Here is a 15,144-nt window from a genome sequence, read left to right as displayed (position 1 = left end):
TTGGAACATTCTCTAGATATTTATAATTATGTTTATACGAAATGTCATTGATAAAAACAGTAATATCTAGAAATTTTGCTAGCTCTGAGGCAAGAAAATAAAAGTAAATATGCCAAATAACATTGGTCTAATCTTGACTAATAATTTTTTTTGTCAAGAATTAGCTTGCTGTGAGAAATTTCCAAATTTGCATTGATTTTAGTAAGGAGAAAAAACAAATGGCTGACTTCTTTGGTTCAAACGGAACAGATAACATCAAAGGTACAGACGAAAATGATGTTATCCGTGGTTTCGGAGATGAGGATAAGATTGATGGTAAAGATGGTGATGACTTGATTGATGGTGGATCAGATGATGATGACCTAAAAGGGGATGACGGAGATGATACCATACTTGGTGGTGATGGTGATGATAAAATCAAGGGTGAGGATGATAATGACTTAATTTTCGGTCAAGAAGGTGATGATGATATTAAAGGTGGGAAGGATGAGGATACTATTTCTGGTGGTAGTGGTGATGATAAAATCAAGGGTGATGACGGTAATGACTTGATTTTTGGTGATGATGGTGATGATACTCTCGAAGGTAAGAAAGGAAATGATACTCTTGTTGGAGGTTTAGGTGATGATAAACTCCGTGGAAATTCGGGCGAAGACATCTTTGTTTATACAGCTATTGGTGAAGGTATAGATGAAATTAGCGATCTAGAAGCTGACGATGATACCATTGGTCTTCTTGCAGAAGTATTTGACCCCAATAACACTCAAGTCATAAATTTTGTTACATCTACTAATGTTGATAGTGAAGATGTAGCTACTTTACTGGGGGATTCAAATTTCTTAAATAGTCTCAACATAGATGCAAACTTCCCGACTATTATCTTTTTTGATGAAGACGACAATGGTAAAAAAGGTACAATAGCTTATTCCCGAGATAATGAAACTGATATTTTGGCCAGAGTCTCAGTCAAAAAAGGAGAATTAAGTGCTGATAATTTTGAGTATGTAACAGATGAAACAGTTGAACTTCCTGAATTCAATGATGATGGTGGTACTGGAATTGATTTTAGTGATGGAGGAGTTATCAGTGTTGAATTATCTGCACTGGAATTGCTAGACATTGATCTAGAAGATATTGAAATATCAATAACTGATGGAAATACTATAGACCTTAATGCTAATTTATTCGTTATTTCACAACAAATAACTGATATTACAGCACTACAACAACTGTTAGTAGATATTGAATTTAGCAGCACAGCTTTATTTTTATTCAATACAGCAGAGAACACATTTTTAGCATCTCTTGATGGTAGTGAAATTGAGATTATTGGTGAGTACGAAACGGTATCTAATCTCGAAGCATTTACCATTGAAAATCTGAATATTAGTACAAATGACTTCATTAGTAATCAAAATCAAGTATCAATTAGTGTATCTGTACTCCAACAATTAGGAGTGACTTTAGAGTCTCTAACCAGTGTTGTTATAGGTACTAATGATGTCACCCCGGTAACAGAAAAATTACTACTTTTTTCAGCAGAAGAATTCGACACCGTAGAAGCTTTTGCTCAAAGATTAAGCATTTTTGCTGGTAATAATGCTGTTCTAGCTGTTGCCAACATTGATGGGCAAACTGTTTTACTATTCTCAGATGGTAGTCAAGAAGGAATTAGTATTATTGAAGAATTCGATGGAATTCTATCTAATATAGAATCATTTAGTAGTGCTAACCTGCGTTTCTTCAATAAAATCCGAATAACAGCTGATAATAATACTATTTCTGCTACAGATAATCCTGATGAATTCTTCATTCCTGAAACAATTGCAGGGGGATTTACAATTGAAAATTTTGACCATGATACAGACATTATTAAATTACAGTCAGAAGATTTTGGTAATCTGAGAAATGAAGATTTAACCAGAGCATTAGTTTCAGTATTTACAAATGCTGAAGAGGTAGAAGATGCTAATTTTATAATTATGGATCAAGTATTTGATTCTGTAGAAGTAGTCGAAGTACGATTAAGTGAGTTGGGTGTAACTGACTCTGTTTTCTTGACTTACACCGATGAATCAGATAATACTGTTTTAGCTTTTTCACGAGAAGGTACAGTTGAAGTTATTGCTAACTTTGCTACTGATGTAGAAACAGATGTGGAAATTGATACAGATAATATCTTGATCATAGGTGGGGATGATAACGACGATGATGATGAGGACGATGATAATGAGGGGGATGATGATGGCGACCTAATAGAAATTAATGCTAGCATCTTACAATCATTAGAGGTCACAGCAGAAACGTTTACCAGTGTCAACATTACTGCTGATATTACCCAAGAAGTGCAACAAAGTTTCTTGATTTTTGAAGAAGAGACTTTTGCGAGTTTAGAAATTCTGCAACAACGACTAGCAGTGCTGGTAGGTCAACGTTCGGTTTTAATACTCGCTGAAATTGAAGGTACGACTGAGTTAGTATTTTTCGATGGTACTGACTTTGAGGTAGTTACAGAAATAGAGATAGAAAATATTAGTGATTTCTCTATTGAGAGCTTAGACTTGTTCACACCATTTGATATCGCAGCAGAACAAAAGCTAGAAATTGATATTGATATACTAACAGATATTAATGTCACATTAGAAAATTTCACGAAAATCAATATTGCAGCTAACTTTAACCAAGAAGTTGAAGAAAGTTTCTTGATTTTTAACGGAGAAAGTTTTGCAAGTCTAGAAGTGCTACAAGAACGTCTGGTAGGTTTGGTAGGCGATCGTTCAGTTCTGATATTAGCAAATATCGAAGGTCGTACTCAGTTAGTATTGTTCGATGGTACTGAGTCTGAGTTTCAAGTAGTAGAAGACTTTCAAGTACAGTTGGAGAATATTAGTGATTTTGATGTTGAGAACTTAGAGTTTGAGGACTTTGAGGACGATGACGATGATGAGGACGATGATGATGATGATGACGACGATGATGATGACGACGACGATGACGATGGAATAGAAATTGATGCCAACCTCTTAGAATCATTAGGTGTCACAGCAGACACTTTTACTAGCTTCAATGTTACTGCCAACTTTAACCAAGAAGTTCAACAAAGTTTCTTGATTTTTGAGTCAGAAACTTTTGCTAGTTTAGAAATTCTGCAACAACGACTGGCAGTGCTAGTAGGTCAACGTCCGGTTCTACTATTAGCTGAAATTGAAGGTACGACTGAGTTAGTATTTTTCGATGGTACTGACTTTGAGGTAGTTACAGAAATAGAGATAGAAAATATTAGTGATTTCTCTATTGAGAGCTTAGACTTGTTCACACCATTTGATATCGCAGCAGAACAAAAGCTAGAAATTGATATTGATATACTAACAGATATTAATGTCACATTAGAAAATTTCACGAAAATCAATATTGCAGCTAACTTTAACCAAGAAGTTGAAGAAAGTTTCTTGATTTTTAACGGAGAAAGTTTTGCAAGTCTAGAAGTGCTACAAGAACGTCTGGTAGGTTTGGTAGGCGATCGTTCAGTTCTGATATTAGCAAATATCGAAGGTCGTACTCAGTTAGTATTGTTCGATGGTACTGAGTCTGAGTTTCAAGTAGTAGAAGACTTTCAAGTAGAGTTGGAGAATATTAGTGATTTTGATGTTGAGAACTTAGAGTTTGAGGACGATGACGATGACGACGATGACGATGATGACGATGACGACGATGACGACGATGACGACGATGACGACGATGACGATGACGACGATGACGATGATGACGATGATGATGACGATGATGACTTTGATGTTACAGTAGATCAGTTAGAAATTAGTGCTGAGATACTACAGTCACTAGATGTCACAATAGAAAATTTCACCAGTATCAATGTCACTGCTAATTTGACTCAACCAGTTGAACAAACTTTCTTGCTTTTCCAGGAAGAGTCTTTTACCAGTTTAGAAATTCTGGAAGAACGTCTGGCAGAACTTGTGGTAGATCGTTCAGCTCTCATATTAGTTAATATCGAAGGTAGCACTCAGTTAATTTTCTTCGATGGCAGCGAGGTTGATATCATTGAAGACTTGGAAGTAGAACTAGAAGATATTAGTCAGTTTACTTTTGAGAACAATTTACAGTTTACCAACACCGTCAATATTACGAACCAAACAGAAGTGACTGCTACTGTTGGTGTAGTGGATCAGTTTGTATTCAACTCCCTGACAGAAACTGGGGTGACAATTACAAACTATAGTGAGGAAGACATTTTTGAATGTGATTCTCAAATCTTTGGAGGAATCACAAATGACACCCTACAAGAATTGACTGTCACCGAAACGGCAACTTCAATAGGAACTGCCAATTTCCTATCATTCGAGGCTAGTTTCACACAACAGCAATTACTTGCGCGGTTGCAAGCTTTACAGGTTGGTGATATTCCCAGGTTACTTTTATACGAGAATCAACAACAGCAAACTGTAGTAGGTTACTGGACAGGTACAGAAATTAATATTTTAGCTAATCTGGAAGCTAATGTTAGTGTTACCTCAGAGAACTTTGTTTTTGTCAATGAAGAGATAGATGAACCACAAGATCCTCCAGCACAAGATCCTCCAGCACAAGATCCTCCAGCACAAGATCCTCCAGCGCAAGATCCTCCAGCGCAAGATCCTCAACCAGATGTCAATGTTGTCATCAGTAACTCAAATACAATTGTAGTTAACAGTGAAGTTGAAAATGTAATTCAATTCAATTCCTTAGAACAAATTGGTGGTACGATAGTTGGATTTAGTGAGTCTGACTCCTTCAACTTCAATTCATCACTATTCGGTGGTTTTAGCAATTCAACATTCAGTAGTACAATTATTAGTGAGTCAAGCACCAATGTTGATATCCAGAACCAAACTTTACTGGTTGTTCAACAACAGATTAACTCAATACAAGAAGTACAAGCACTGCTAGGTAGTTTACAAGCAAATAACCCAGTATTTGTTCAATACACTAATTCATCAGGTAATACTGTACTAGCATTTGCAGAAAGTAGCACTCAAGTAGAAGTTGTTAGTCAGTTTGCGTCTGAAGTCTCGCTAACTCAGGCTAACTTTAACTTTACTGAAGTAACCACGGCAAGTGCAGCCACAGAAGTTACTGCTACTACTGGTTTAGTGGATACGATTTTCTTTGATTCATTGAGTGAAGCGATCGCTATTAACAACTTTGAAGCAACAGATGTACTTCAGTTCCAAAGAGGAATATTTGCAAACTTCCAAAACGGTAGCTTCGCTCAGGTTACTGTAGATGCTTCAACTGTAAATGTTGCTAGTAACATAGGTCTAATTGACTTAACTGAAGAATTTGCTTCCCTCACAGAAGTAGAAACACGCTTACAGCAACTTAGTGTTAATAGTAATGGTACTTTTGCCACGTATGTTAATGCACAAAATCAAACTGTGCTGACTTTCTTCCAAGGAGACAGTTTAGAAATAGTCGCCACCTTTGATACAGAAATCAACCTAGATGTGAGTAACTTTACTTTTGTTGGTATCGCAGGCGGAGATACAGACGACTTGATTGTAGGTGACTCAAATCCAAATGTTCTCAATGGTTTTGGTGGAGACGATACTATACAAGGTTTTGGTGGAAATGATACTATCCGTGGTGGTGACGACGAAGATTTGATTTACGGCAACCGTGGTAACGATCGCCTAGTTGGCAATGCTGGTGATGATACTATTCTCGGTGGTTTAGAGAACGACTTGATGCGTGGTGGAAGTGGCAACGACTTGATGAGAGGAGGGCGTGGTTTTGACCGTCTCTTAGGCGGACCGGGTAACGATCAGCTATTTGGGAATCCCGGTCGCGATCGCCTCAATGGTGGTCCAGGTAATGATATACTCACAGGTGGTGTCAGTATTGACCGCTTTATCTTTGCTACTAATGACGAGTTTGATGAATCAGATGTAGGTACAGATGAAATCACCGACTTTGTTGTAGGGCAAGATATTATTCTGTTGGATAAAAACACTTTTACCGCACTTACCAGTATTCAAGGTGATGGGTTCAGTGTTGCAACAGAATTTGACATAGTTACTACTAATGCAGCGGCAGAAACTTCTAGTGCGTTTATTGTCTACAACAGTGAAAATGGTAACTTGTTCTATAATGCTAATGGCAGTGCTGCTGGTTTAGGTGATGGTGCTAATTTTGCAACCTTAACTAATAACGCACAAATTAGTGCTGATGATTTCTTCCTGCGTTAACTAGCTATCAGCTTTTAGCTCTAGGTTAAAATTACCTATAGTAGGGACGATACATGGATCGTCCCTACTGTGTTTTAGGTCATTAATCTCGAAAGGCTGTATGATACCATGTCCGTTTGTATCGTTTGTGTAAAAGCCGTGGAAATATCTACCATTAGTAAGATTTTTCCTTTTCTTAAACCTTCTTCCTTCTTCCTTCTTCCTTCTTCCTTCTTCCTTACCTTTCCCATACAAGACCGATGCTACCGGACATGATATGATATCAAATCCTTGGCTTGGGAGTAATATAATTCTGTCGTCCTCATACAATGGTTAGGGGCGAATGCCATTCGCCCCTACCATAAGGACTCTTATCTTTAAAATACTGAATAACACCGATGCTACCGAATTTGATATGATGAAGAAACTGTGGTTAATTTGGGTGTTTATGACTAGAAAACGTTTAATTATTGAAATGGGAATGGGTGTAGATCAACATGGCCAGGAGCCAACAGTAGCAGCAGCTAGAGCTGTCAGAAATGCCATTGCCCATAATGCTTTGCCTGGTGTATGGGAGGTAGCAGGTTTAAGTCATCCTAATGAAATGATTGTAGAAGTACAGGTGGCTGTACCTTACCCGGAACAGGTGCGGGTAGAAGAGGTTTTGGCTGTATTGCCTTTTGGCCAGAAAAGTATAAGTGTCGAAGATGGGGGAATGGTAATGCAGGGTCGAGCAATTCCTGAATTAGAAGATAAAAATGATGAGATGTTAATTGCAGTGGCTGCAGTGACTGTATTTGTTCCTCAATAAAGATAGGACACGATCAAAAAAAAATCTGCTATGAGTTACTACAAAGCACACAGCAGATATATAAATCACTTAGTTGAGGTTACTATAACTTAGTTGAAATTCACAATTACTATTATTAATGATTTTTGACAAAAAAAACCTCAATTTTGCCAATCTTTACCAAATCTTTAAATAACAAGGTAAGATTGATAAAGATTTGATGAAGATGACTATATAATTGATATTTATTCGAGCAAAGACAATTATATTTTCTGCTATAATATAAATATTTTTTCTGTAACAAAAAATAGTTAAATAATTGTATCTCCAGTAGTATCATATTAAATCCGGTACTATTGGTCTAATTTAGATATTGTAGGGGCGAATGGCCATTAGCTACGCACAACTTTCCTATCGGAATGCTCCGCAAACATGTCGGCTCAAGCGCCGAAACGTTTTATATGTCGCGTAGCGTTAACGGAGTTGTGCGATAGCAAAACGCCCCTACAGGGGTAAGGATGGAAGATAATTGACAAATATTTGGCAATGATTGAACATGGAATATTGTTTTATACAAAATCAAGTAGATTTGATATCAGTCATCTGAGGACAAAGGAAACTTGGAGCCTATTCTAGTTGTTTGTAGATAAATCTTTTTTAAAGTATTAATATCCCTAGATGAAATAGGGGGAGGTTCTGCCACCTGAGAATAATACATAACATCAGTTTTTTCAGGACTATGACCCCAAATACCCAAAGCATGACCAAACTCGTGACGAGCAGCAGCAGGTAAATATTTACCTACTTGCATAGGGCTCAAGGAAATCACGAAATTATGAGATAAAATTCCATTCTCATCTTGATATAACTGATAGCGAGTTTCTGCCGAACGCGCTCTTAGTTTTCCTGGTCTTAAGGGAGGTCGTTTATTAAAAATTTTTATATCAGCAATTTCTGGGTTGTCTACCACTTGCAAAGGTAAATAAATATTCCATTCCCAAATAGCATCTACTACAGTCTTAACCCATTGACTAGACCGAGACTCATCATTATCAGAAGATTCCACATAAACCTTAATAGGAAACTGCGACCAAATTAGATAACCTACATCCTGAACTTCAATTTGATCAAAATAATCATCACTATTATTGGAGTCTTGCCATTCTACCAAAGTTTCTGGTAGAGGATAAGATTTCAGAGGTGGCAAGTCTTGAGAAGTAACTGCCGTCGTTGGAGTTGAAAACAAAAAATAGAAAGCTATTATCCAAATAGCAAAACCGCAAAAAAAGAAACGCAAATAAACGGATACTATTCTGTTAATAAACATTATACCAAGCTTGATAAGTGTTTGTTAAAAATGGTAGGGACGTTTTGCTGACGCAAAGCTCCGCTTTTCATATCGGTGACAGCCGAAGTGCGTAATTAGGAGCATTCCGGAACGGAAAGTTGTGCGCCAGCAAAACGCGGAGCGACATGTTTGCGGAGCATTCCGGAACGGAAAACGCATTTTTGCCTGTGCAACGTCCCTAGAAAAGAAGGAAGAATTTTTGAAAAAAAACTGTAGGGGTTTGGTCTCCAAATCCAATTTTCCCTAGGGTTTGGAAACCAAACTCCTACCCTCAAATATTATAACCTAACCTTTACTAACCCATAAACAAAGGTTGGCAGCATTAATTAAAAATTCAACTACCAACCTTTTCAATTTTGCCTTAGTTTTGATTGAGCGATTAATTTACGCTTCAGATGCAGTTTCAGTTTCAGCTTCAGCTTCCACAGCTTCAACATCCTCAGATTCTTGCATCATTGCTAGAGTTTTCTCCTTGTCTAACTTAAACACCAAAATACCCAAAGGAGGCAAACACAAATCCAAAGACTGTGGATGATCGTGGAAGTACCAATCATCAGTCCACTTACCACCTAAATTACCCATATTGCTGCCACCATAATTACCAGCATCGCTATTAAATATTTCAGTATAGAACCCTGGTTCAGGTACACCGATGCGATAATGACTATGGGGTTGAGGAGTAAAATTACAAACCGCTACCACAAACTCTTTCCCATCTTTAGCGCGACGAATAAACGAGACCACACTATGATTATTATCACTACAATCTATCCACTGGAAACCTTCCTCAGTACAATCTTGTTCATACAAAGCAGGTTCAGAACGATAGAGCTGATTCACATCCCGGAAAAATCGCTTCATCCCTTGGTGAGCATCAAATTGGAGCAAATGCCATTCTAAATCGCCCCAAACATCCCATTCACCCCATTGAGGAAACTCCATCCCCATAAACATAGTTTTCTTACCAGGGTGAGTAAACATATAAGCAAACAACGCCCGGACATTAGCAAACTTCTGCCAATCATCCCCAGGCATTTTACCCAACATATTACTCTTACAATGTACCACCTCATCGTGAGACAGAGCTAACATATAGTTCTCACTGTGGTGATACCAAATACTGAAAGTAACATTATTCTGGTGGAACTGTCGGAACCAAGGGTCCATTTCAAAATAGTCGAGCATATCGTGCATCCAACCCATGTTCCACTTGAAGTTGAAACCCAAACCGCCAACATAAGTAGGCCAAGTCACCATTGGCCAGGCAGTAGATTCTTCTGCAATACAAAGAACACCAGGATAATAACCGAAAATCAAATGATTAACTTGACGGAGGAAATCAGCAGCTTCAATATACTCTACACCTCCATATCTATTAGCAACCCATTCACCATCAGGTCTCATATAGTTATGGTAGACCATAGAAGCAACTGCATCTACTCTAAATCCATCAATATGATACTTTTCAAACCAGAAAAGGGCATTTGCAATTAGGAAGTTACGGACTTCATTACGACCATAGTCAAATACTAAAGTACCCCATTGTTTGTGTTCACCTTTGCGGGGGTCTGGATGTTCATAGAGGTGAGTACCATCAAAGAAAGCCAAACCATGTCCATCTTTGGGAAAATGTCCCGGTACCCAGTCTACAATTACTCCTATACCATTTTCGTGGCATTTATCGACAAAGTACATGAAATCTTCCGCATTACCATAGCGAGAGGTAGGAGCAAAAAATCCTGTAACCTGATAACCCCAAGAACCATCAAAAGGATGCTCTGCCACAGGTAACATTTCGATGTGGGTATAGCCCAAATCTTTAACGTAGGAAACCAGACGGTCTGCTAATTCTCGGTAGGTAAGAAAACGAGCATCTGGTTTAAGTTCCGAGACTTGCACTACACGCTCGGTTTCCCCATTAGGTAGTTTAGCTGGTTCGGCAGAAGCAGCGTGAATCCAAGAACCCAAGTGACATTCATAGACAGAAATGGGTTGAGTCAGAGGGTCAGTATGGCGACGTTTCTCCATCCATTCTTGGTCATTCCAAGTATAGGAGTCTAGGTCAACAACAATGGAAGCTGTTTTAGGTCTTACTTCCTGTTGATATCCATAAGGGTCACTTTTCTCATAGATGTGTCCTTCCCAGTTTTTAACCTCATACTTATAATGTTCTCCAGGGCCAATATCAGGAATAAATAGTTCCCAAACTCCTGTATGTCCTTTCCGCATTTGGTGTTTACGACCATCCCAATGGTTAAAGTCTCCTAAAATTGAAACATTACGAGCATTGGGTGCCCAAACAGCAAAGTAGACTCCTTTGACTCCGTTAATTTCGGCAATATGTGCCCCTAATTTTTCGTAGATGCGGTGATGATTTCCTTCTCCAAATAGTTGGAGGTCGAAGTCTGTAAGTTTCGCAGAGCGGAAAGCGTAGGGGTCATAGATGACTCGTTCGTGTTCTCCTTCTTTGATTTTCAGTTGATAGTTGGCCAGTTCCGTGGTGTCGATTACACATTCAAAGAAATGAGGGTCATGGACTGACTGCATTGAGTATTCTTTCCGGTCTATCGGAGAGATCACTGAGACAGCTTCGGCATTTGGTTGGTAGGCTCGGATTACTGTCATAGCTTTGCCATCTTTTTCTATCTGATGGGCACCGAGGACTTCAAAGGGGTCATGATGATGGTTCCAAACTATTTGGTTAACTTGGTCTGCAGAAATTGTCATTTTTGTCAATATATTTTTGTTAACAATTAATTAAGAATGCCACAATATGGGGAAAATATGCTAGTCGATGATGCCCAACTAGGATAAATTCTCCAAATATTTGGTTGTACAGAGCTGATGGTCATTTCAGTTAGCCTCCTCCGGAGGAACTGCGCAATTCAGTTAGCCTCTTGCCTCCTGCGGAGGAGCTGCGCTAACAGAGGAACTGCCTCTTGCCTCCTCCGGAGGAGCTGCGCTAACAGAGGAGCTTCGCTAACGTTAACAGTTATCAGTACCTCAGGCTGTTTGCGCAGCATGACAAACGGAAACCCAGAGGCTTGAAATACCGCTTTTTCATTCCCTTAAAAGGGAAGACTTGAGACCTGATTTTTTGGTCAAGAGGTGAAACAAGAGTTCAACTGTCACCTTTTTACCATGACAAGTGCTTCTGAAACGATTAATAGTTATGAAACGAAGTCTTTCGTTTCATCGGATTAACATAAGTATACAAATATACAGCTCTAGAGAGTTAAATGAGTCATAAGTCAGGAATTAGGAGCCATCCGTCACTAACTAGAGAATGATAGACTATATAATTTCTGTTTATGTTTTGCTTCCTTTGATGCGAATTCAAAAGTTCTCAAATAGTTCAGTTGGTGTAAAATAAATTTCCTAGTTGAGAGAAGTAAAATCCAAGAGATGGTAGGGAAGATGTATAATTAATTTGGTATAGCTACTTAGTAATCCTAAATAGATTATTATCAATTAAATAATAAATAAACTGCTATATTAATATTGATATTTAATAGTTTTAGTATTGAAAAATATTACCGATAATTAAAATATCTGATGTGATAACAAAATTTGCACTATAGCAATAAGGAATGATTTATAGGATATTTAAGAACCATTAAGATAAATCAAAATCATTGCATATTCTGACTCCTGACTCCTAACTACCACGAAAATTTGACAACTTAAATATGATTGCTATATAAGGTAGGAAATATTAAGTAAAACTATTAATAAAATAGTTGATAATCAAGCTAGATATCAAAAAATTTAATTTTAATTTGAGTTCCGCAACAAGTTAAAACATATACTCAAGAGTAAATACTATTGTATTTTGTAATTATTATAGATGTTAGTATAGGTAAACTATAAAATGGTCGCAGTTAGAAGTACATTTCCAACCCCAAGTAATAAGTCCACAAAAACTAATTTTTCTGTTATATCAAAAAAATCAGTTAGGCCACAGAAATCAACAGAAAAAAACTTATCTGATGGTAACTATATCTCTGAACAGAGTACAGACTTAGAAACAACTCAAGTACAGAATATGGCTCAAGTCATCTCCCTACCCCAGTCCAAAGCGCTCTGGTTAAAATCTTTGATGGCAACACAATTTACTTCATCCATTGTCACGGTATTATTAGCAAGTGCGAGTGTGGCCTTTTATGGCTTAACAATTTATGGCCAATCTAAATGGACAACAGAATATCAACAATTACAAAAACTTAGAGAAAAGGAACAGCAGATAAGTGTTGCTAATGAACTCTTGAAAAACCATATAGCTGAACAAGCATCAACTTCTGATAATGGTTTAACTTCACGAGATTCTGTAAAGAGGATATTTTTAGAACCAGCACCTCCACGTCCTGCCCCTAATCCTCCTCAACCTTATCTAGAATCTAGTTCAGGTCATAAATATCTCTTCAAAACACCAGTGGGGTATTGAATCTTGAGCGGGGGAGTAGGGGAGTAGGGGAGTAAGGGAGTAGGGGAGTAATAAACATAAGAATAATTAACACGCTCCTGGTTTGCTAATTATTAAAAAAATTAAAAAGCCAGTGTTAATTACTTAATAATTTCAATAACTGAAGTTTCACCTAAGTATAGCATTCTTTTTTTTAATTAGTGTCTTTAGCCAGAGCTACTGATAACTGATAACTGATAACTGTTAACGAAGTTCCTCTGAAAGAGGCTAACTGAAATGAACTATCCTTCAAATTCCCAACTTCCTCGTAGGTCTTTCAACCGCAAACAAAGAGAAAAATCTAGGTCTCATCTCAAAAATCAAAAGCTTCAAGATGAAGCAGATGCTGTTAAAAATACCCCTAAAAGATCACCCTCAACAGCTTCTCAGGAAAACTATGAAAAATGTCGAACATCTAGACTTTACCAAGTCTGGATACTTCTGATGTTAGGCTTATTAGGACTAATAATTAACCTATTTCGTTTACAAGTTGTGCAGGGCAAAGCATTACAAAAAATAGCCCAACAACAGCAAACTGTACAATCAAATCCTTTCATTCCTAGACGCCCAATAGTTGATAGAAACGGGAATGTTTTAGCAATTGATAAAGTGGCATACACTCTCTATGCTCACCCCAAAATATTTAACCGCTCAAAACAAGAAGTTGCTTATCAATTATCAACTGTTCTAGAAGGAGCAAATTTGGAAAAAACCCTAACTTCCAATGACTTACTCCAAATATTCAATCAAAGAGAGACAGGTATAAAAATTGCCGACTTAATATCTCAAGAAAGTGCAAATAAAATTACTGATTTATATATTGATGGCTTAGAATTAATTCAACACCCACAACGTCTCTATCCTCAGAAAGAATTAGTAGCTGAAGTAGTAGGATATGTAGATGGAGAAAGCAAAGGTCAAGCTGGAATTGAATATAGTCAACAAAATCTCTTAGAACGCTCTATAGAAACAATCCAATTTCGGCGCTTAATCAAAGGCGCTCTAGTACCCGATAAACTAACCACAGGTTTTTTACAGTTAGATGACCTTTCCCTGCATCTAACTATTGACTCTCGCTTGCAACGATCTGTACGAGCAATACTTAAACAACAGTTAGAAGAATATGAGGCCAAGCGAGGCACTGTCATTGTCATGGACGCTACTGATGGTTCTATATTATCTCTAGTATCGGAACCTTCTTATGACCCCAATCAATACTATAACTATGACGTGACATTGTTCAAAAATTGGGCCGTAACAGATGTTTATGAACCAGGTTCGACCTTTAAACCAATAAATGTGGCCTTAGCTTTAGAGGTAGGAGCGATTGAAGAAGATAGTGTATTTTATGACACAGGCAGAATGAGGATTGGTCGTTGGTCCATATTTAATTCCGGTGGTGGCGGTGGTGCCCGGAGTGTAACTGAGATTATTCGAGATTCTAGTAATATCGGTATGGTTAAAATTATTGAACAAATGCCACGAGCTGTTTTTTATGATGGTCTCAAACGGTTAGGATTAGAAGATACTACTGGTGCAGACTTACCTTTTGAAGCAGCTAACATTTTGAAGGGTAGAAACCAGTTTTTAATGGTACCGGTGGAAGCAGCGACTACTGCTTTTGGTCAGGGGTTTTCTCTGACTCCTCTAAAACTAGCGCAACTGAATGCAGCTTTAGCAAATGGGGGAAAACTGGTGACACCCCATGTTGTCCGTGGATTATTTGATAGTAAGGGGCAACCATATTGGCAGTTACCTTTGCCACAACCTAAACAAGTTTTTTCTTCTGACACTACGACAAAAGTTTTGGCAATGATGGAAAAGGTGGTTGAGAGTGGTACTGGTAAAAGAGCTAGACTGCGTGGATATCGAATTGCTGGCAAAACTGGTACGGCGCAAAAAGCTTCTGAAACTGGAGGTTATTCTAAGAGTGCTAAAATTACAAGTTTTGTGGGTATTTTGCCAGTGGAGTCTCCCCGTTATGTAGTTTTGGCTGTTATTGATGAACCTGTTAGGGGTAGTGGGGGAAAGGTTGCTGCTCCTGTTGTTAAGTCGGTGATTAAGTCTTTGATTAATATTGAGCAAATTCCTCCTTCTGATAAGAGGGAGTAGGGAGTAGGGAGTAGGGAATGGCTAGAGTCCAGTCCAGTAGTCCAGTAGGGTGCGTTTCACTGCGTGACATGGAAAGCGGAGCATTCCCTATACGAAAAATGAAATGTAACGCACCGCCCATGTCAAACTGTGGGATAAATGTAACGCACCGTCCATCCCAAACTGTGGGATAATTGATTTGATTTTTTATTATTGGAGATGTCTAATA

Annotated in this window: 6 protein-coding genes; 4 read left to right on the top strand and 2 right to left on the bottom strand. The window is 38.0% G+C overall.

What is annotated here, in order from left to right:
* The first annotated feature begins 218 nt into the window (after positions 1-218).
* Both ACP6PK_RS16740 and ACP6PK_RS16735 read left to right on the top strand, forming a co-directional pair.
* Positions 219-6,245: a calcium-binding protein gene (locus tag ACP6PK_RS16740; protein WP_426561009.1), complete on the top strand. Its 6,027-nt coding sequence runs from the start codon at positions 219-221 to the stop codon at positions 6,243-6,245.
* Positions 6,246-6,639: 394 nt separating this feature from the next.
* Entirely contained in the window at positions 6,640-7,035 is a 396-nt protein-coding gene (locus ACP6PK_RS16735; RefSeq protein WP_426561007.1) for a Lin0512 family protein, read from the top strand.
* A gap of 574 nt (positions 7,036-7,609) precedes the next feature.
* Here the strand turns inward: ACP6PK_RS16735 and ACP6PK_RS16730 are convergent.
* Together ACP6PK_RS16730 and glgB are read right to left on the bottom strand one after the other, a co-directional pair.
* Positions 7,610-8,260: a matrixin family metalloprotease gene (locus tag ACP6PK_RS16730; RefSeq protein WP_426561005.1), complete on the bottom strand. Its 651-nt coding sequence runs from the start codon at positions 8,258-8,260 to the stop codon at positions 7,610-7,612.
* Positions 8,261-8,746: 486 nt separating this feature from the next.
* Positions 8,747-11,089, bottom strand: a complete 2,343-nt coding sequence (gene glgB / locus ACP6PK_RS16725) for a 1,4-alpha-glucan branching enzyme (RefSeq protein WP_426561003.1) — start codon at positions 11,087-11,089, stop codon at positions 8,747-8,749.
* Between the two features lie 1,144 nt (positions 11,090-12,233).
* Between glgB and ACP6PK_RS16720 the strand changes: the two genes are divergently transcribed.
* Together ACP6PK_RS16720 and ACP6PK_RS16715 are read left to right on the top strand one after the other, a co-directional pair.
* Positions 12,234-12,806 (top strand): hypothetical protein, encoded by a 573-nt coding sequence (locus ACP6PK_RS16720; protein WP_426561001.1) that lies wholly within the window; start codon positions 12,234-12,236, stop codon positions 12,804-12,806.
* 255 nt (positions 12,807-13,061) lie between these two features.
* Complete coding sequence (locus ACP6PK_RS16715) at positions 13,062-14,936, top strand: peptidoglycan D,D-transpeptidase FtsI family protein (protein WP_426560999.1); 1,875 nt, start codon at positions 13,062-13,064, stop codon at positions 14,934-14,936.
* Positions 14,937-15,144: the final 208 nt, after the last annotated feature.

The organism is Dapis hubbardiae BLCC-M172 (genome assembly GCF_050016015.1).
Lineage (GTDB): Bacteria > Cyanobacteriota > Cyanobacteriia > Cyanobacteriales > Microcoleaceae > Trichodesmium.
Note: the sequence above shows the minus strand (reverse complement) of the source record. Positions and strands in the feature narration are given on the sequence as shown.